The 17327-nt window shown below is 62.8% G+C and carries 20 protein-coding genes, 1 tRNA gene and 1 other RNA gene; 16 read left to right on the top strand and 6 right to left on the bottom strand.

Going from position 1 to position 17327, the window contains the following annotated elements; genetic code table 11:
* Position 1: 1 nt before the first annotated feature.
* The 8 genes from DWU99_RS04680 to DWU99_RS04645 all read left to right on the top strand — a co-directional run bounded on the left by DWU99_RS04680 (position 2) and on the right by DWU99_RS04645 (position 5156).
* Positions 2-727, top strand: a complete 726-nt coding sequence (locus tag DWU99_RS04680; protein WP_115476804.1) for a 3-deoxy-D-manno-octulosonic acid kinase — start codon at positions 2-4, stop codon at positions 725-727.
* A complete protein-coding gene (locus DWU99_RS04675; protein ID WP_115476803.1) occupies positions 724-1482 on the top strand; it encodes an MBL fold metallo-hydrolase in 759 nt (252 codons plus the stop codon). The genes DWU99_RS04680 and DWU99_RS04675 overlap by 4 nt, the downstream gene beginning before the upstream one ends.
* Positions 1483-1571: 89 nt before the next feature.
* A tRNA-Ser gene (locus DWU99_RS04670) sits at positions 1572-1664 on the top strand.
* Between the two features lie 264 nt (positions 1665-1928).
* An RNA gene (ffs, locus tag DWU99_RS04665) (signal recognition particle sRNA small type) lies at positions 1929-2025 on the top strand.
* A 90-nt stretch (positions 2026-2115) separates the two neighbouring features.
* Positions 2116-3786, top strand: coding sequence for a DNA polymerase III subunit gamma/tau (gene dnaX, locus DWU99_RS04660; RefSeq protein ID WP_115476802.1), 1671 nt, complete (start codon positions 2116-2118; stop codon positions 3784-3786).
* A gap of 18 nt (positions 3787-3804) precedes the next feature.
* Complete coding sequence (locus tag DWU99_RS04655) at positions 3805-4128, top strand: YbaB/EbfC family nucleoid-associated protein (protein WP_115476801.1); 324 nt, start codon at positions 3805-3807, stop codon at positions 4126-4128.
* A gap of 40 nt (positions 4129-4168) precedes the next feature.
* Positions 4169-4768, top strand: coding sequence for a recombination mediator RecR (gene recR, locus DWU99_RS04650; protein WP_115476800.1), 600 nt, complete (start codon positions 4169-4171; stop codon positions 4766-4768).
* Between the two features lie 43 nt (positions 4769-4811).
* Positions 4812-5156, top strand: coding sequence for a histidine triad nucleotide-binding protein (locus DWU99_RS04645; RefSeq protein ID WP_115476799.1), 345 nt, complete (start codon positions 4812-4814; stop codon positions 5154-5156).
* Positions 5157-5225: 69 nt separating this feature from the next.
* Here the strand turns inward: DWU99_RS04645 and DWU99_RS04640 are convergent, their stop codons facing one another.
* From DWU99_RS04640 to DWU99_RS04625, 4 genes are read right to left on the bottom strand one after another with little or no spacing between them, the layout of a single operon-like run.
* Positions 5226-5804 carry a Slp family lipoprotein gene (locus DWU99_RS04640; RefSeq protein ID WP_115476798.1) on the bottom strand — a complete coding sequence of 193 codons (579 nt, stop codon included), beginning with the start codon at positions 5802-5804 and terminating at the stop codon, positions 5226-5228.
* A 51-nt stretch (positions 5805-5855) separates the two neighbouring features.
* Complete coding sequence (locus DWU99_RS04635) at positions 5856-7832, bottom strand: transglutaminase TgpA family protein (RefSeq protein ID WP_233510866.1); 1977 nt, start codon at positions 7830-7832, stop codon at positions 5856-5858.
* Entirely contained in the window at positions 7829-8776 is a 948-nt protein-coding gene (locus DWU99_RS04630) for a DUF58 domain-containing protein (protein WP_115476797.1), read from the bottom strand. Before DWU99_RS04630 ends, DWU99_RS04635 begins: the two co-directional genes overlap by 4 nt.
* On the bottom strand, positions 8776-9717 hold the full coding sequence (locus DWU99_RS04625) for an AAA family ATPase (protein WP_115476796.1): 942 nt from the start codon (positions 9715-9717) through the stop codon (positions 8776-8778). The genes DWU99_RS04630 and DWU99_RS04625 overlap by 1 nt, the downstream gene beginning before the upstream one ends.
* On the opposite strand from DWU99_RS04625, the gene DWU99_RS04620 reads away from it, so the two are divergent.
* Positions 9707-11335 carry an ArnT family glycosyltransferase gene (locus tag DWU99_RS04620; RefSeq protein ID WP_233510864.1) on the top strand — a complete coding sequence of 543 codons (1629 nt, stop codon included), beginning with the start codon at positions 9707-9709 and terminating at the stop codon, positions 11333-11335. The genes DWU99_RS04625 and DWU99_RS04620 overlap by 11 nt on opposite strands.
* Here DWU99_RS04620 and DWU99_RS04615 read toward each other — a convergent pair whose 3' ends face one another.
* Positions 11336-11920 carry a Maf family protein gene (locus tag DWU99_RS04615; protein WP_115476794.1) on the bottom strand — a complete coding sequence of 195 codons (585 nt, stop codon included), beginning with the start codon at positions 11918-11920 and terminating at the stop codon, positions 11336-11338.
* The gene (locus tag DWU99_RS04610) at positions 11917-12369 is read right to left on the bottom strand and encodes a hypothetical protein (protein WP_115476793.1); all 453 of its coding nucleotides are present in this window, start codon (positions 12367-12369) and stop codon (positions 11917-11919) included. Before DWU99_RS04610 ends, DWU99_RS04615 begins: the two co-directional genes overlap by 4 nt.
* A 68-nt stretch (positions 12370-12437) precedes the next feature.
* Here DWU99_RS04610 and DWU99_RS04605 point away from each other — a divergent pair, with 68 nt between their 5' ends.
* The 7 genes from DWU99_RS04605 to acpP all read left to right on the top strand — a co-directional run bounded on the left by DWU99_RS04605 (position 12438) and on the right by acpP (position 17146).
* Entirely contained in the window at positions 12438-13046 is a 609-nt protein-coding gene (locus DWU99_RS04605) for a YceD family protein (RefSeq protein WP_325048458.1), read from the top strand.
* A 20-nt stretch (positions 13047-13066) separates the two neighbouring features.
* Positions 13067-13261, top strand: a complete 195-nt coding sequence (gene rpmF, locus DWU99_RS04600; RefSeq protein WP_115476792.1) for a 50S ribosomal protein L32 — start codon at positions 13067-13069, stop codon at positions 13259-13261.
* Between the two features lie 164 nt (positions 13262-13425).
* On the top strand, positions 13426-14400 hold the full coding sequence (locus DWU99_RS04595; RefSeq protein ID WP_115476791.1) for a beta-ketoacyl-ACP synthase III: 975 nt from the start codon (positions 13426-13428) through the stop codon (positions 14398-14400).
* Positions 14401-14417: 17 nt separating this feature from the next.
* On the top strand, positions 14418-14789 hold the full coding sequence (locus DWU99_RS04590; RefSeq protein ID WP_115476790.1) for a nuclear transport factor 2 family protein: 372 nt from the start codon (positions 14418-14420) through the stop codon (positions 14787-14789).
* Between the two features lie 118 nt (positions 14790-14907).
* Positions 14908-15849, top strand: a complete 942-nt coding sequence (gene fabD, locus DWU99_RS04585) for an ACP S-malonyltransferase (protein WP_115476789.1) — start codon at positions 14908-14910, stop codon at positions 15847-15849.
* 39 nt (positions 15850-15888) lie between these two features.
* Positions 15889-16629 carry a 3-oxoacyl-ACP reductase FabG gene (fabG, locus tag DWU99_RS04580; protein ID WP_115476788.1) on the top strand — a complete coding sequence of 247 codons (741 nt, stop codon included), beginning with the start codon at positions 15889-15891 and terminating at the stop codon, positions 16627-16629.
* Positions 16630-16906: 277 nt separating this feature from the next.
* A complete protein-coding gene (acpP, locus tag DWU99_RS04575; RefSeq protein WP_115476787.1) occupies positions 16907-17146 on the top strand; it encodes an acyl carrier protein in 240 nt (79 codons plus the stop codon).
* Positions 17147-17327 lie beyond the last annotated feature (181 nt).

The raw sequence follows: 17327 nt of genomic DNA, 5'->3' as shown, positions 1-17327 counted from the left end.
TATGCACGAGCAACTGCGCCGCGACGCCGAAGGTGCGATTCTGTTCGACCCCACGGTGTCGCCACAAGTCGATGGTGAGTGGTTCGACCCCGAATACTGGCGAAGCCGCGGTGCGCTAAGCACGGAGGCAGGCGGCCGGGGCGGTGTGGCCGTGGTCGGTACGCCGGCCGGCGAATGCGTGCTTCGACACTATCGCCGCGGGGGGATGGTCGCGGCGTTGATGGGTGATCGCTATCTTTGGACGGGGGCCGATCATACGCGCTGCTTTGCCGAATTTCGCCTGTTGCAGGCCGTTGCACGGTTGATGTTGCCTGCGCCGCAAGTCGTTGCCGCCAGGTACCAGCGCAACGGCATCCATTACCGTGCCGACTTGATCACGCGCCGTATCGTTGGAACGCAGACCTTGGCGCAGTGCATCCCCGCCCAGCGCCTGGATGCGGAATTGGCGCAGGAAGTTGGCGCCCTGGTGGCTCGTTTTCATCGTGCGGGCGTGTGGCATGCCGATCTCAATGCCCACAACGTGCTTGTCGCGGCAGACATGCTTTACCTCATCGATTTCGATCGTGGGCGTTTGCGCCCGCCGGCGCAGGGTTGGCGCATGGCAAACCTGCAGCGGTTGCGTCGGTCGCTATTCAAGGTTGGCGCTGCGGCAGAAGGCGAGGCGGCTTTCGATAAGGCGATCTGGACACCTCTGATGTACGGCTACGAGCGTACGCTAAGCGCATGAACTGGCATCTTCACTTTCTTGGCACGGGCGCCGCGCATGCGGTGGAATTGGGTTCGTCGTCCGCCGTGCTCGAGCGCGATGGCAAGCCGCTGCTGCTGATCGATTGCGGCCCCGATACGCTGGACCGCTATGTCGCTGCCTATGGCGAGCCGCCGCGTAATCTTTACATCACTCACACGCACATGGATCACGTGGGTGGCCTGGAGCGGCTATTCACGCGACTGTGGTTCAACGAAAACCTGCGTGGCCAGACGCGCGTATTCACTCACGCCGCGTTGGTGCCTTGGTTGCAGACGCGCGTGGCGGATTACCCGAATGTGCTGGCCGAAGGCGGCGTGAACTACTGGGAGGCATTCCGGCTAGTGCCGTGCTCGCGCGGCTTCTGGCTGGCTGGATGGTGGTTCGATGTGTTTCCAACGAGGCATCACCGGCCGGACACGTCGTTTGGCCTGGCGCTGCGGGGAAGCTTCGCGTTCACGGGCGATACGAGGCCGATTCCGGAGGTGCTGGCTCGATACGCGGGCGAGCAGGCATTGATCGCACACGACTGCGGGCTGGTCGGCAATCCCTCGCACACCGGCGTGGACGATATCGAACGCGACTACGACGCGGCGCTGCGCGCACGGCTGTTGCTCTACCACTACGGGAGCGTCGCGGATGGGACGGCGCTCGCCGCACGCGGGTACCGGATCGCCGGTACCGGCGAACGCGTAACGCTGGCCGCCCCGCCGCCGCCGCGTCCGGACGCCGGTTGAGCCCGATACTCTCTTGTCTGAATCGGGGGCAGACGTTATCCTTCCGCTTCTTTGCCGGCGCTTTTCGCGGCAAAGCGGTTTATGCGTGCGGAGAGATGTCCGAGTGGTTGAAGGAGCACGCCTGGAAAGTGTGTATACGGCTTATCCCCGTATCGAGGGTTCGAATCCCTCTCTCTCCGCCAGTTATTGAAAGGTGCGACGGCTTGGATGCTGGCGCAAAGTTAGGAATGGAAGGAAAGAGAGAGGGTGAGAATCCTCCCGGTTTGACAAATTCGTCAGGAACGAATTTGGACAGCCGAAGGCTGGCCCCGTAGCGCGCAGCGCGAAGGGGTGAGGCCCATGGATGGGCCGAACAATCCTTCTCTCTCCGTCAAATTCAGCGAGATGGACGACAGCGCTTGATCTGGCGTTCATCCGGGCTTCGGCGCCCACCCCTATGGTGGCCCCGTCGGTCCCCCCGCGACGATAGTTTGCAAACCCCGCCAGGTCCGGAAGGAAGCAACGGTAGCGAATGATTCGGGTGCCGGGGTGTGGCTGGCGGGGCCGCCGCCTTTTGCGACTGCCGCCGGTGTCGCATGACTTGCCTCGATCGACTTGGCACAATCGGGTTCTACCCCCAACTGACCGTGACGCATGTCTTATCAGGTACTCGCGCGTAAGTGGCGCCCCCGCAAGTTCGCCGAACTCGTCGGACAGGAGCACGTCGTACGCGCACTGACCAATGCCCTGGACAGCGGACGCATGCATCACGCCTACCTGTTCACCGGCACGCGCGGCGTGGGCAAGACGACGATCGCGCGCATCTTCGCCAAGTCGCTCAATTGCGAGCGGGGCGAGTCGGCCGATCCGTGCGGCGAGTGCTCGGTGTGCACGGCGGTCGATGCCGGCCGCTTCGTGGATCTGCTGGAAATCGACGCGGCCAGCAACACCGGCGTGGACGATGTGCGCGAAGTGATCGAAAACGCGCAATACGCCCCCGCGCGCGGTCGCTTCAAGGTGTACCTGGTGGACGAAGTGCACATGCTTTCGAAACCGGCGTTCAATGCCTTGCTCAAAACGCTGGAAGAGCCGCCGCCGCACGTGAAATTTCTGCTGGCGACGACCGATCCGCAGAAGCTCCCGGTGACGGTTCTCTCGCGCTGCCTGCGCTTCAACCTCAAGCGTCTGCTTCCCGATCAGATTGCCGGACAGATGCGGCACATTCTCGGTGCCGAACATATCGAGTACGAAGACGCGGCCATCGGCGAACTTGCGCGTGCGGCCGATGGATCGCTGCGCGATGGCCTGTCGCTGCTCGATCAGGCGATTGCCTACGGTGGCGGTTCGCTCAAGGCCGATGACGTCCGGGCGATGCTCGGCAGCGTGGAGCGCGGACAGGTGTTCGGCGTGCTCGACGCGCTGGCTGCCGGCGACGGGCAGGCCTTGATGGCCGAGTCGACGCGCATTGCGTCTTTCTCGCCGGATTTCGGCAGCGTGCTGGACGATCTGGCCGCTGCATTGCATCGCATTCAGCTGATCCAGCTGGTTCCCGGTTATCGGCCGGAAAATCACGATGGCGATGACAGCGCACTCATCAGCCTGGCCGAGCGGTTGGCTCCCGAAGACGTGCAGCTCTACTACCAGATTGCTACCACCGGCCGACGCGATCTGTCGTTTGCGCCGGATGCACGCACCGGATTCGACATGGCGTTGCTGCGCATGCTGGCGTTCCGTCCGTCCGATGGCGCAACGCCTGCTGCGTCCGGTGGACAGCGGTCCGCACCGTCGCCGCAGCGATCAGCGCCCGCGACACCATCCGCACCGGCTGCGGCGCCTGTCCAGCAGGCGCGGCCTGCGCCGGTGCCATCCCATGCGACACCGGCACTGGCGACGCATGCGCCGGCTCCTGCTGCTACGCCACGTGTGGCCGATGCCGGCGGCATGCCCGATTGGGAGGCGCTGATCCAGCGTGCCGACCTGCGCGGCCCGCTCGGACAGCTCGCGCAGAATTCGGCTTTGCGCGGGCGCGAAGGCAACACGCTTGTGCTGGCTTTGCAGCCTACCCATATGCATCTGGCGGTCGAGCCGATGGTGAGTCAGATCGCCGATCGTCTCAGCGAAGTCATGGGCGAACAAATAAGGTTGCGCTTCATCGGCGACAGCCAGGGCGCTGCGCATACACCGGCTGCTCGTGCCGCCAGTGCACGCAGCGCGGCCCAGTCCGCCGCCGAGGCGTCGATCGAAGGCGATCCACTGGTGCAGGCGCTCAAGCGCGAATTCGGTGCGCGCGTCGTGCCGCAATCCATCAAACCTTTTGAATCCTGATATTCCGGAGTACGTGTTATGAGAGGACAACTTGGCCAGCTGATGCAGCAGGCGCAGCGCATGCAGGAAGACATGAAGCGCGCGCAGGAAGAAATCGCCAAGCTGGAAGTGACGGGCAGCTCGGGCGGCGGCCTGGTCAGCGTGGTGATGAGCGGTGCGCACGAAGTGCGTCGCGTGCAGATCGACCGCAAGCTGTTTGCCGACGATCCGGAGATGGCCGAAGACCTGGTGGCCGCGGCCATCAACGATGCCGTGAACAAAGTCGCCGAGGCGAGCAAGAACAAGTTGGGTGGCGTCACGGCAGGCATGAGTCTGCCGCCCGGTTTCAAGATGCCGTTTTGATGGTGTTCCCTCTCCCTTGCGGGAGCGGGAGTAGAGACGCATGAGCAGCTCGCCACTTCTCAACGAACTTATCGAAGCGCTGCGCTGCCTGCCTGGCGTGGGCGGCAAAAGCGCGCAACGCATGGCGTTTCATCTCCTGGAGCGCGAACGCGAGCGCGGCCTGAAGCTCGCGGCGGTGCTGCAGCAGGCCATGCAGAAGATCGGCCACTGCACGCGCTGCCGCAATTTCAGCGAAGCGACGGTGTGCGCGATCTGCGCGAGCACGAGCCGCGACCGCCATGTGCTCTGCGTCGTCGAGTCTCCGACCGATCTGGCCGCCATCGAGCAGGCCACGGGTTACCACGGTCAGTATTTCGTGCTGATGGGACGTCTTTCGCCGCTGGACGGTCTGGGGCCAGAAGAGTTGGGACTCGGACTGCTGGCCGAGCGATTGGCCGAGGGCGAAGTCGAGGAGTTGATTCTCGCCACCAATCCCACCGTGGAAGGCGAAGCGACCGCGCACTATCTGGCGCAATTGGCGCGTGCTGCGGGGATCAAGCCAACCCGCCTCGCACACGGCGTCCCACTGGGCGGCGAACTGGAATATGTCGATCGCAGCACGCTGGCGCATGCGTTCGGCAGCCGGCAATCGTTGGAATAAGTCGTTGGATTAAAAGTTGTTGGATCAAAAACGGAGGACATGCATGAGCGACACCATTTTCGGCAAGATCGTCCGCCGCGAAATCCCGGCCGATATCGTCTACGAAACCGATGAGGTTCTGGCCTTCCGCGATCTCAATCCGCAGGCGCCGGTGCATGTGCTCTTCGTGCCGAAGCGCCCGATTGCAACCTTGAACGAAGCAGGTCCTGCCGACGCCGAATTGCTGGGCAAACTCCTGCTGGCCGCCGCCGATTACGCCAAGCGCCAGGGTTTCGAGAAGGACGGCTATCGCACAGTCGTCAATTGCAACGAGCATGGCGGACAGACGGTGTTCCACCTGCATGTGCACCTCCTTGCCGGGCGCAGGATGACCTGGCCGCCGGGCTGATCACGACATCGACGATGCACAAATAAAAACGCCGGCAGATGCCGGCGTTTTTTGTAAGTCATCGTCAGATCAGCGGCGACGCACGACGATCACCGGGGGAGCGTAGCCGCCCCAACCCCAGTAAGGGCCCCAATACGGGCCACCCCAGTAGGGACCCCAGAACGGATCGTACCAACCCGGGCCATACGGGTAGCCGACGACCACCGGGCGCTTCGGCCACAGGTAGACCACGTTGGCATCCACGCGGGGGTAGGCGTAGTCGTAATCGCCGACCTTGCGCGTCATCGTGCCCTGGATCGCCCCGGTAACGGTGATCTCACGACCCTTCGCGAAAACCTCCGGATCGTAGAAGCCGGCGCGGCAGGCTACAAAGCGACCCTGGCTGTCGTTGTTGCCAGTGCGTGTCGGGCGAGCCTGGCCATCCAGCGGACGGCCCAAGACGTAAAAGCAGGTCGACTGCGGACCCGGTTCGGTGCTGATGATTTCTCCGCCCCAGCGCACTTGCGTACCGCTGGCGCTGCCCTGCTGAGCGCTAAGCGAGGTGACATTGGCGGCGTAGTTGCCCTGCAATGGCTGCGGCACCGTCGCGCAAGCGGCCAACAGCGCGGTGGCCGCTGCGAGGCTGAGAATTCGTAAGAGGGGAGACATAGAGGTTTTTCTCCATCATGGGCGGTTGCATGCTACAGCGTTGCGCTTTGTTTAGACCACGCGGTGCGGTTGGAAATTCCGTACTGCCTGCCGGAACGCGCGCAAGGATTCGGGTGAAGGTTCGACAGTGGCGTAGCGCAGTTCGATATAGCACCTCATCAACTGATCCAGTTCTACACGCTGCCCGGGTAGTGCACGGATGGCGCGGCGAAGGTAATTCCGCGGCCCTTCGCTGCGCCCACGAGCGATCCCTGCCTGGGCAAGCTTGCGCTCCAGCGCACGCATTGCCGCAAGGGCAGGGTCACCCTCCGACCGGCGCCAGAGCGCCCACGAAAGGCCGACTATGCCAAACAACGCGATGCTGACGGCCAGCAGCCTTTCCAGCGTGCCGGTGTCCACGTCGCGAATGCCGAAGGGGGTCAGCAATCCGCGTTGGCGCAATGCGTCGAAACCGATAACGCTCTGGTCCCATATTCGGTTGACGATGTCCCACTGATTGCGGACCGATTCGAGCAGTCCCGACTCATACCAGGGAAGCTGACCCGCCGCGGCTCTGGCAGCACCGAGATTGATCCGTTGCGGCCGCACAGCAGCGGTGGGGTCCACGCGCACCCAGCCGCGACCGGCCAGCCAGACCTCGCTCCAGGCATGCGCATCCGCATTGCGCACCAGCAGGTACTGTCCAAGGGTGTTCCAGAAGCCACCTTGGTAACCGGTGACAACGCGCGCCGGGATGCCGGCCGCTCGCATCAACACGGTAAATGACGAAGCGTAGTGTTCGCAAAAACCTTCGCGGGTGTTGAACAAAAAATCATCGACGGCATCGCGACCCAGTGGCGCAGGCAGAAGCGTGTAGCTGAAACCGTCATCGTGAAACCGGCGCAGTACCGCTGCGATGATGCTGGCGTCGTCGTGGCCAAAGCGTTGCCGAAGCTCGGCCGCCAATGCGTGGGTGCGCGGATCGAAGCCAGACGGAAGCTCCAGTGCACGCGTGCGCGTGTCCGGGTCCAGCTCAGTTTGAAGTCGGTAATGCAATGCGGAGCGGGCCGTGTAGTCCTGCACCTCATCGACAGGCTTGTCGGTGAATACTTCGCCATCGACGCGCATGTGCGATTGAGATGGCGCCTGCAAAGGCAAGTCCAGCATGGGCAGCGCACGCTGGTGCGTAGGCTCCAGGCTGACGCGATATTCGACGGAACTTGTGGTCTGAACCGGCAGCGAAACAGCCGTAGGCACATCTGCCCGTTTCCAATCCCTTCCGTCGTAATCCCACATCACGTAAGCACGGAAATAGCGCTGGTCATTCGGCGGCGGCGCTCCATCGAAGGTGACGCGCATGGCGGGGCTGTCGTCCGTCAGCAACTCGGTGAAGTCGCTAGGCGACATCTGGTCGCTCAGACCTGTGCGTGCTTCCCGCGAATTCGATGTACCCCAGAGCGGTGAACTCAGCCGCGGCACGAGCACGAACGCCGTGAGAGTCACGGGAAGCGATGCCACCAGCAACACCAGTGCCGGCAGTAGCTGGCGCGACAGTTTGGTCGGTATCTGCGTCGGCTCCAGCGATCGCCAGGTCGTCATGGCGGGCAACAATCCAAGTGCCACCACTGCCGTTGCGGTGAGGCTTTGTCCGAACAACAGCGCAGCCATCAACAAGAAGCAGGCGAATGCGGCAGCGACACGCGCGTCGCGCGGCGATTCGCTCTCTGTCAGCTTGAGCACCAACAATCCGGCGGCCAGCGCCGAACCCGGTTCGCGGCCGAAGATGTTGCCGTAGTCCAGGACGACCACCGCAACCAAAATGAGCAACATCGGGACTTTCAACCACCCGGGTACGCGACCGGGGCGCTCCCTGCGCTGCCACCAGCGCAATGCAAGCGAAAGAACCAGTGCCACGCTCAGCCACCACGGCAGATGATTGGCATGGACGGCCAAGACGAATGCGGTGGCGACGCACATCAGGTCGAACGTGCGATTGCTTACGTGCTCCTGTACGCGGCGAAGCTGCGACGCCTGTCCGATGCCCATCATGGCAACAACGCCAGTGCGCTCATGCAGCGCGCGTAATGGGTCGGGCCACTACCCAGTTCGATGAATTCGCTTGGCAGCCACAGGCTGCACGGGCGTCCCTGTATTTGAGCTTCTCCAAGCCAGCGGGCGAGCCGCGCAATGCGCGATTCATTGTCCAGGCCACGCAAATGCCGCCAATCCAGCCGCCATTCCTGGCGGGCTTCGGGTTGTTCGTAATCTTTCACCAGCAAGGTTTCATGACGCGCGCTGGCCTTCCAGGCTACGTGCCGCATCGAATCGCCGCTGCGGTAATCGCGCAAGGACGCAAGATCCTCGCCGCGGTGCAGGCGCTGCTGCCGACTGTCTGCGTCGAGCAGTGTCGGAGGCGGTCCAGAAACTTCCGCCCTCGGCCATACCAGCACGGCAAGGTTCGGTCGCGACCATGTCCATGCACGAAACAATCCCATCGGCCAGGTGGTCCAGATGCGGAAGCGCGGCAACGTAAGCCAGCCACGATGTTCAGTGGGAATGCTTGCCCTGACGTCGGTTCGCCCGTTGACGTCGAACGCAATGCTGCCGTCGGCAATATCGAGTCTGACCGCCTGCCGCAGGCGCGATGCCTGAAAATCGAAAATGACATCGATCGGTTGCCCGGCGGTTGCGTGACCGGCGCGCACGCTGCGCACGCACAAGCCGTTCAGCGTACGAAACGCGATCAGCATGCTCATGGCCGTGGAAGCACCGAGCAGACAAGTAAGCAGAAGAGCGGCGTTGTTGGAGTAGTTCAAGCTGCCGACCATCATCACCAGCAGCAGCACCGTGAATGCCGCGCCAAAACCGGTGGGTACGATGTAGATGCGCCGTCGATTCAATTGGATCGGCAGTTCTTCGAGCCGGCGATGACGCGTCAGCGCCGGCAACCGACGTTCGGCCCATTCTTGCAGGCGCTGGAGCTGGGCTTGCATTAGTCGACGGCGACTTCGCTCAACAAGGTGCGTGCCAAGGTGTCGCCGCTGGCGCCTCGCGCGGCGACCAGGCGATGCGCAGCCAACGGCACGAACAGCGCCTGGATATCTTCTGGCAGTACATGTCCGCGATTGCTGAGCATGGCCCAAGCACGCGCCGCGGCCAGCAAAGAAAGGCCGGCGCGCGGCGACAGGCCGACGCGCACCTCGGGATGCCTGCGGCTGGCCGTCAGCAAGGCTTGCAGGTAATCCAGCAGAGCAGGGCTGGCGGTGATGCTCTGCATCTGTCGATACAGGGCAGTCAGGCTTGCTGCGTCGAGCTGCGGTGACAGCCGCGTCAGCAGGTCGCGCCGGTCGGTGCCGGTCAGCAGTTCGCGCTCTGCGCTCGCATCGGGATAGTCCAGCGACACGCGCAGCATGAAGCGGTCAAGCTGCGAATCGGGCAATGGGAACGTGCCCGCAAGATCAAGCGGATTCTGCGTGGCCACCACGAAGAAGGGATCGGGCAACGTATGCGTCTGGCCGTCTACCGTCACCTGGCGCTCGGCCATCGCTTCGAGCAGCGCGCTTTGCGTTTTCGGCGTGGCGCGGTTGATTTCGTCAGCAAGCAGCAGTCCCGCGAAGACCGGGCCGGGATGAAAACGAAACTGTCCCGTCTCGCGCTCGTACATGCTGACCCCGATAATGTCGGAGGGCAGCAGGTCGCTGGTGAACTGCACGCGCTGGAAATCGAGCGCGAAGCTTGCCGCGAGTGCGTGAGCCAGCGTGGTCTTGCCGACGCCGGGCACGTCTTCCAGCAGCAGGTGGCCTCCGGCGATCAGACAGGTGAAAGCCAATTTGACCTGACGTGCTTTGCCGAGCAGTACACGATTCACCTGGGCGATGGCGGCGTGGAGACGCTGCTGCAGGTTTTCATCACGAAGCGGAGTGATGGCTGACATGGGTTTGTGGAAGGCGAGGACAGATTTAGGGAATGACGCCAGTGTAGTCGCCGGCCTTGCGCGCTGGCGAGCGGCATTCGTCACGGCTTTTCTCTTTCTGCTTGCCGTAAAGCTGGCGCTTGCCGCGGTCATGCAGCCGTTTGGCGACGAGGCGTTTTACTGGCAGGAGAGTCGCCATCTGGCCTGGGGCTATAGCGACCTGCCACCGTTGACGGCCTGGCTGATCCGGTTGGGGGAAAGCCTGGCCGGACACGGGACGCTGGGCATGCGCTGGCCGTTTCTGCTGCTGGGCAGTCTGCTGCCGTGGGTGTTGGTGGCCTTCGGCCGGCGCGCGTTCGACGCACGAGTGGGGTGGCAGGCCGGGCTGCTTTGTCTGTGTCTGCCACTGGCGGGCAGCCTGGGTGTCATGGCGATGCCGGATGTGCCGCTGACGGTGGCCGGTGCCGTTGCCATGTTCGCCTTGCTGAATGCGATGGATGAAAACCATTGGCGCGACTGGTTGCTGCTCGGTGCGGCGCTCGCCGTGTGCTGGATGAGCCACTACCGCGCGGCGATGTTCATCGTTGCCGGTTTGCTGTTGCTGCTGCTTACGCCTCGCGGCAGAGCGCAGTGGAGGCGCGCCGGTTTCTGGTTGGCCATGTCGGTGGCGGCATTGGGATTGATCCCGCTTGTCATTTCCAACTGGCAATTGCATGGCGCCGGCGTGAGCTTCCAGCTGGTCGAGCGCAATCCGTGGCGCTTCCATGCCGATACGCTCGTGCAGCCGCTGGAGCAGGCGGTGACATGCACGCCGCTCCTCTATGTCGCTCTTTTGTGGACGGCCTGGCATAGCTGGCGCCGTCGCGGAAGCGGTCCATGGGATGTCATCGCACTGTTGTCGCTCACTTTTATCGTGGTTTATTTCGTGGCGGGATTGTTCGCCGACGATCAGCGCTTCCGCGTGCACTGGCCTTTGCCGGGATATTTGCCGTTGCTGGCAGCACTTCCGGCGCTGTTGCGTGAATCGAACGTTGGTCGGGCGTGGCGCGTGGTGGCGTCGGCAGGCGCCGGACTCGCCTTCCTTGCGATCGTTGCAGGATTGATCTATCTCGGTATGGCGTCTTTTCCAGGCAGTGCGCGCCGGCTGGGTGCTGCACGCGCTGTCCCGACGAGTGTTCTCGGCTGGCGCGAAAGTGCGGACGTGGCCAAGATGCAGCTGGCGAAGCAGCCGGCTGTCCTCGTGGCGGATAACTTCATGATGGCCGCCGAACTCGATTTTGAATTCGATGGGAAGCGTGACGTTTACACGCTCGACAGTCCCTTGAACCTGCGATACGGCCGCGCGCCGCAAGTCGCCTTGTGGGGCACCGACGAAACGGCATTGCGCCGCATGCATCAGGGTGCATCGGTATTGCTGGTTGTCGATGAATATGCGTTGCGCGAACGCAACCGCGCGTCGTGGCTCGGTTCGCTGTGCGCGCGCATCGCGGATCTTCAGGCGATGCAGCGAATGAGCTTGTTCGACGATCGCAAGAGCGTGGCGTTCTATCGAGGAAAGCTTGCCGGCTCTTTGGGCCCGAGCACGAGTCGTCCCGAAGACTGCGTGGCATGGCGCAATGCCATGGCTTCGGAACGATAGTTACGGAATCTCCATCCCGGCATCGCGCAGCAGTCGAGCCAACGCAATAAGCGGAAGACCGATCAGCGCGGTGGGATCACTGTTCTCGATGCGATCGAACAGGCTGATACCCAGACCCTCGCATTTGAAGCTGCCGGCACAGTCGAGCGGTTGCTCGCGCTCGATATAGCGGCTGATTTCCGTTGCGTGGAGCGTTCGGAAATGAACCTGCGTCAGGTCAAGATGCGTGTGGCGCTGGCCACGGCGGGTGTCCAGTACGCATAGCGCGGTATGAAAACGTACCGAGCGACCGGAGCATGCAGCCAGCTGTGCATGCGCGCGTTCAATCGTGCCGGGTTTTTCCAGCAGCACGCCATCCAGTTCGGCGACTTGGTCGGATCCGATCACCAGCGCATCGCCAAGACCTTTTCCTGCATCGGTGGCCTTGGTGATGGCTAGGCGCATCGCTCGCGCGGCCGGCGTTTCCCCGGCGATCACCTCTTCCTCGGTTCCTGGTGCTTTGGATTCGAAATTCAGGCCGAGGCGACGTAATAGCTCGGCCCGATAGCGGGAGGTGGAGCCGAGCACCAGGGAGGGTGTCGTCACGACGAGGAATCCTGCCTGATGTGTTCCCGCATGGCGCTGTCCAGTTCACTCTGGGCTTGCCCCAGGGCCTGGAGCAGGGGCAGCAGTTTTTCGCGGGTCTGATCCATGGACTGGATGGCGGCGTCCAGTTCGCTTTGACTGGCAGTTGGGGCGCGGTCGCGGATCCAGATGCGTTGCAACAGCAGGGCACGCAGCCCGGCGTCGACCGCATGGGAGGCTTCCTGCTCGCTTGCCGCGGGCAGGTCCGGGTTGAGCGACATGACCGCATGGGCCTGCTGCAGGCGGGCCCGGCAGGACTTCAGATCGGCTTCCAGCTGGTCGGCCACGTCCATAATGCGGCGAAGGCTGGCGGATCGTCTGGCAAGTCGGCGAGACAGGACGATGCCAGTCAGTGCCGCAGCCACTAGAATGACCACGACAGCCACGCCGAGCGTCAGGTAGATGTTCACGTGGAGGGGCGGCTCAGGCAGGAATATGGCCGCAGTCTGCCGTATGTGCCTGATTCAGGCAAAGCCGGATGGCGGGTGGCGTGACGGGGTTTGCTCCCCGTCGGCGTAAAACCGGTCCGGTTGACTTCAACTCCCTGAAAACTTACTATTTCCCGGTTATGTCCGCGACACTGCCAGAGTCCGTGGACGCTTGGCGCATGGTTTCGGCGCGGCGTTCGTTTCAGGGGTCACTGCCCATCGCCGCAATGCCTCGCCTCTGCGAAGTGCTGGCGGATGATGCAGGTTTGGCCACGTATGAGCTCGATTTCGGTCGGGACGAGTACGGCACGGCATACGTCGACGTTCGTGTTCAGGCGCCTTTGTGGCTGGTCTGCCAGCGCACGCTCGAACCGTTCGTCATGCCGGTCACGGTGGATAGTCGGTTGGGTCTGATCCGTTCCGAGCGCGAGGAATCCGCGTTGCCGGCAGGATGCGAGCCACTGCTGGTCGCCGAGGACGACAAGCTGAACCCGATCGATGTGATCGAGGACGAATTGCTGTTGGCGCTGCCGCTGGTGCCGGTCAATCCGGACAGCGAACTGCCCGAAGAAGTCACACGCCCGCCGGCGGAAGAAGTTCCCGCCCAAGAGCGTTCCGATAACCCGTTCGCGGTGTTGCGCGAACTCAAAAAGAACTGATTTAGAGCTGGAGAACCACCATGGCCGTTCAAAAGAGCCGCAAGACCCCGTCCACCCGCGGCATGCGTCGCTCGCACGACAAGCTGAGCACCGTGCAGCTGGCCACCGATCCGACCAGCGGCGAAGTGCATCGTCGTCACCACGTGACGGCCGATGGCTATTACCGCGGCAAGAAGGTGATCGACACCAACGTGTCGGTGGTCGAGGAAGACTGAGCCCCTGAGAGCCTTCAGGCTCCGGGATCCGGTTTCGCATGGCGGCGCGGTGACGCGCCGCTTTGCGTTCTGGCTTCCGGCAACGTAACGTTGCGGTTCCAGCGTGCCCGGTCACCCGCAAGGCGGATGGCGCGTAGCACTTTCCGCTTGTCGATGGATACTCAATGGCACAGTTCTACTCCCGCATCCTGGGCACCGGCAGTGCGCTGCCCGAGCGCATTCTGACCAACGCCGATCTCGAAAAATTCGTCGACACCAGCGACGAATGGATCCACGCCCGCACCGGCATTCGCCAGCGCCACGTCGCGGCGGAAGGCGAGACCACGGGCGACCTTTCCACGCTGGCTGCGCAGCGTGCGCTTGATGCGGCCGGCGTGAAGGCTTCCGAGATCGACCTGATCGTTCTGGGCACCACCACGCCCGACATCATTTTTCCGTCGACAGCCTGCCTGGTTCAGCATCGTCTCGGCGCCAACGGTTGTCCCGCATTCGACGTCAATGCGGCGTGTTCCGGTTTCGTCTACGCACTAGGCATTGCGGACAAATTCATTCGCAGCGGCCAGTCGAAAAAAGTGCTGGTGATCGGCGCTGAAACGCTGACCCGCATGGTCGACTGGACCGAGCGCGAAACCTGCGTGTTGTTCGGCGACGGCGCGGGTGCCGTGGTATTGGAAGCTTCCAGCGAGCCAGGCATCTATGCCACGTGTCTGCATGCCGATGGCGGCCACAAGGAACTGCTGTACAACCCGGTCGGCGTTTCCGTCGGCTTCAAGGACGAGCCCAACCACGGCGTGCGCATTCGCATGTCCGGCCGTGAAGTGTTCAAGGTGGCCGTGAAGACACTCGACTCGCTCGTCGAGGAGACGCTCGCCGCCGCAGGCATGGAAGCATCGCAGCTGGATTGGCTGATCCCGCACCAGGCCAACCTGCGCATCATCGAAGCGACGGCCAAGCGCCTGAACATGCCGATGGAGCAGGTGATCGTGACCGTCGACAAGCATGCCAACACATCGTCGGGCTCCGTGCCGCTGGCGCTGGATAGCGCCGTGCGTTCGGGCAAGGTGAAACGTGGCCAGAATCTGCTGCTGGAAGCCTTCGGCGGCGGATTTACCTGGGCATCGGCGCTGCTGCGTTACTGAGTCGCTGTCGTTCGCCCATGTGCGATGTCGACACGCCCGAGCAGGTTGTCCAGCGTCAACTGGACGCTTACAACGCGCATGATCTCGATGCGTGGGTGAGCACGTATGCTCCGGACGCGCGGCAATTCGAGCATCCCGCCACGCTGCTTGCTTCCGGGCACGCTGAAATTCGTGCACGGGCCGAGTCGCGCTTCGCGGAGCCCAACTTGCACGCAAGGTTGCTCAAGCGCGTCGCGATGGGCGAGATGATGATCGATCACGAGTACGTATCGCGCACGTTTCCCGAAGGGCTTGGACGGATCGAGCTGGTCTGCATGTATGAGGTGCGGGCCGGCAAGATCGTTACGGCATCGTTCGTGTTCGGTGCCAGGACGCTCGACGCTGCGTAGTCGCCAAGTCCTTTCAGCAGGTTGAGCGGCCTCGGAAGGACGATTTACGAATACGGCTGCGTATGCGCGTCGATGCTGGCACCATTGCGTTTTTCACCCAGTGGGAAATCGACTTTCCATGAGTTCCGCTTCGCTAGCTTTCGTTTTTCCAGGTCAGGGCTCGCAATCGGTTGGCATGCTGGCCGAACTGGCTGCCGCCCATGGCGATGTGAAGGCGACGTTTGATGAGGCCTCGCAAGGCGCCGGCGTCGATCTGTGGGCATTGAGCCAGCAGGGGCCGGAAGATCAGCTCAACCGCACTGAAAACACGCAGCCCGCTTTGCTTGCGGCAAGCGTTGCCGTATGGCGCGTGTGGCAAAAGCTCGGCGGCGCGAAGCCGGCACAGTTGTCGGGACACAGCCTTGGCGAATACAGCGCGCTGGTGTGCGCCGATGCTTTGTCGCTGCATGATGCGGCAGCTCTGGTGGCTGAGCGCGGTCGTCTCATGCAGGCGGCCGTGCCCGCGGGTGTCGGTGCCATGGCGGCGATTCTCGGTGGCGACGATGAGCAGATTGCCGCCGTCTGTGCAGAAGTCGCGCAGGGGCAAGTTGTAGCGCCGGCCAATTTCAATTCGCCCGGTCAGCTGGTGATCGCCGGTCATGCCGAGGCGGTGGATCGCGCCTTGGCCAGGCTCGCCGAATTGGGCGTAAAGAAGGCCGTGAAGCTTGCTGTTTCCGTACCGTCGCATTGCGCGCTGATGCGCGAAGCAGCCGACAAGCTCGGCGAGCGCATGGCGTCCATCGCGTGGCAGTTGCCGGTCATTCCGGTGGTGCAAAATGCCGAGGCGCGCGCCTATGCATCGCTCGACGATATCCGCGGTGCCTTGCAGCGCCAGCTGTATCTGCCGGTGCGCTGGACGCAATGCGTGCAAACGCTGGTTGCCGGCGGCGCGACGCGCGCGGCCGAATGCGGCCCGGGCAAAGTGCTGGCCGGCTTGATCAAGCGTATCGACAAGAGCGTCGAGGCGCGTGCCATCGGCACGCCCGCCGATCTGGATGCTGCGCGTAGCGAATGGGCTTGAATACGTTTCGAATCTCGCTTCATTGAAGGAAATCGAAGAATGAGCACACTGCAAGGTGAAGTCGCGCTGGTGACCGGCGCCAGCCGCGGTATCGGCGCTGCCATTGCCGATGAACTCGCCGCCATGGGCGCCACCGTCATCGGCACCGCAACCAGCGAATCCGGCGCGGCAGCCATCGGCGAACGCCTCGCGGCGCATGGTGGTCATGGTCGCGTCCTCAATGTCACCGATCCTGCTGCCGTCGATGCCCTGATCGACGAGATCGCCAAGCAATTCGGCAATGTGTCGATCCTGGTCAATAACGCAGGCATCACGCGCGACCAGTTGCTGATGCGCATGCGTGATGAGGATTGGCAGGCCATCCTCGATACCAATCTCACCTCCGTCTATCGCCTGTCGAAGGGCGTCATGCGCGGGATGATGAAGGCACGCAAGGGACGCATCATCTCGATCGCCTCCGTGATCGGATTGACCGGCAACCCTGGACAGTCAAACTACGCCGCGGCGAAGGCGGGCATCATTGCGTTCTCCAAGTCGCTGGCTCGCGAGATCGGATCGCGCGGCATCACCGTCAACGTGGTCGCGCCCGGTTTCATCGATACCGACATGACCCGGGGCCTGCCTGAAGAATCCAAACAAGCCCTGCTGGGGCAGATCGCACTTGGACGTCTGGGTGAGGCCACCGATATCGCCAAGGCGGTCGGCTTCCTCGCTTCGCCGGCGGCCGGCTATATAACCGGTGAGACTTTGCACGTAAACGGCGGCATGTACATGCCTTGAAAACGCCGGGACGGGCACAAGCTCGCTCTTCGTATGCGGTGTCTTTCATCGCACCGTTTGAATTTCCCGGCCCGTTGGGGCCGGGTGAGATGAAAAAGTCGTCACGGAGCCCGTTTTGGGTGACAATCGGCGTCTTCGCGCCGGCGCGGGGCTGTGGCGGCTTGCATTCCCTGGCATATAATTGGCGGCTTCGCGGCTTAGCCACTACAATGCCGCAGACTTTGCCGGCCAAAAGCCAGGCAAGACGGACAATTTCCCCTTGGGAGGTAAAGGCAACATGAGCACCATCGAAGAACGCGTCAAGAAAATCGTCGTCGAGCAGCTGGGCGTGAAGGAAGATGAGGTCACGGCGAACGCTTCGTTCGTGGACGATCTGGGCGCGGATTCGCTGGACACGGTTGAACTCGTGATGGCGCTCGAAGAGGAATTCGAAACCGAAATCCCCGACGAAGACGCCGAGAAGATCACCACCGTGCAGCAGGCCGTTGATTACATCAGGGCCCACACCAAGGAATGATCCTCGTGGCGGCGACGCACATCGCGTCCCATGTTCCACGTAGCGATACCGGAAGCTGCGCCATCAAGGCGCAGTTTTCGTTTCTGCAATATGTAACGTCCGATCCCGTATGGTGTGCGGAGTCGACGTGCATCGGATGGTGATGCCTGGCGGCTGATCCTTCCAGAACCAGCAAGGAAAC

This window comes from Dyella psychrodurans, assembly GCF_003363265.1.
In the GTDB taxonomy this organism is placed as follows: domain Bacteria; phylum Pseudomonadota; class Gammaproteobacteria; order Xanthomonadales; family Rhodanobacteraceae; genus Dyella_B; species Dyella_B psychrodurans.
Note: the sequence above shows the minus strand (reverse complement) of the source record. Positions and strands in the feature narration are given on the sequence as shown.

What these genes read in the sequence shown, in the direction of transcription:
- DWU99_RS04680 (WP_115476804.1), top strand. Translation starts at nt 2, where the DNA reads ATGCACGAGCAACTGCGCCGCGACGCCGAAGGTGCGATTCTGTTCGAC.
- DWU99_RS04675 (WP_115476803.1), top strand. Translation starts at nt 724, where the DNA reads ATGAACTGGCATCTTCACTTTCTTGGCACGGGCGCCGCGCATGCGGTG.
- dnaX (WP_115476802.1), top strand. Translation starts at nt 2,116, where the DNA reads ATGTCTTATCAGGTACTCGCGCGTAAGTGGCGCCCCCGCAAGTTCGCC.
- DWU99_RS04655 (WP_115476801.1), top strand. Translation starts at nt 3,805, where the DNA reads ATGAGAGGACAACTTGGCCAGCTGATGCAGCAGGCGCAGCGCATGCAG.
- recR (WP_115476800.1), top strand. Translation starts at nt 4,169, where the DNA reads ATGAGCAGCTCGCCACTTCTCAACGAACTTATCGAAGCGCTGCGCTGC.
- DWU99_RS04645 (WP_115476799.1), top strand. Translation starts at nt 4,812, where the DNA reads ATGAGCGACACCATTTTCGGCAAGATCGTCCGCCGCGAAATCCCGGCC.
- DWU99_RS04640 (WP_115476798.1), bottom strand. Translation starts at nt 5,804, where the DNA reads ATGTCTCCCCTCTTACGAATTCTCAGCCTCGCAGCGGCCACCGCGCTG.
- DWU99_RS04635 (WP_233510866.1), bottom strand. Translation starts at nt 7,832, where the DNA reads ATGATGGGCATCGGACAGGCGTCGCAGCTTCGCCGCGTACAGGAGCAC.
- DWU99_RS04630 (WP_115476797.1), bottom strand. Translation starts at nt 8,776, where the DNA reads ATGCAAGCCCAGCTCCAGCGCCTGCAAGAATGGGCCGAACGTCGGTTG.
- DWU99_RS04620 (WP_233510864.1), top strand. Translation starts at nt 9,707, where the DNA reads ATGGCTGACATGGGTTTGTGGAAGGCGAGGACAGATTTAGGGAATGAC.
- DWU99_RS04625 (WP_115476796.1), bottom strand. Translation starts at nt 9,717, where the DNA reads ATGTCAGCCATCACTCCGCTTCGTGATGAAAACCTGCAGCAGCGTCTC.
- DWU99_RS04605 (WP_325048458.1), top strand. Translation starts at nt 12,438, where the DNA reads ATGGCGGGTGGCGTGACGGGGTTTGCTCCCCGTCGGCGTAAAACCGGT.
- rpmF (WP_115476792.1), top strand. Translation starts at nt 13,067, where the DNA reads ATGGCCGTTCAAAAGAGCCGCAAGACCCCGTCCACCCGCGGCATGCGT.
- DWU99_RS04595 (WP_115476791.1), top strand. Translation starts at nt 13,426, where the DNA reads ATGGCACAGTTCTACTCCCGCATCCTGGGCACCGGCAGTGCGCTGCCC.
- DWU99_RS04590 (WP_115476790.1), top strand. Translation starts at nt 14,418, where the DNA reads ATGTGCGATGTCGACACGCCCGAGCAGGTTGTCCAGCGTCAACTGGAC.
- fabD (WP_115476789.1), top strand. Translation starts at nt 14,908, where the DNA reads ATGAGTTCCGCTTCGCTAGCTTTCGTTTTTCCAGGTCAGGGCTCGCAA.
- fabG (WP_115476788.1), top strand. Translation starts at nt 15,889, where the DNA reads ATGAGCACACTGCAAGGTGAAGTCGCGCTGGTGACCGGCGCCAGCCGC.
- acpP (WP_115476787.1), top strand. Translation starts at nt 16,907, where the DNA reads ATGAGCACCATCGAAGAACGCGTCAAGAAAATCGTCGTCGAGCAGCTG.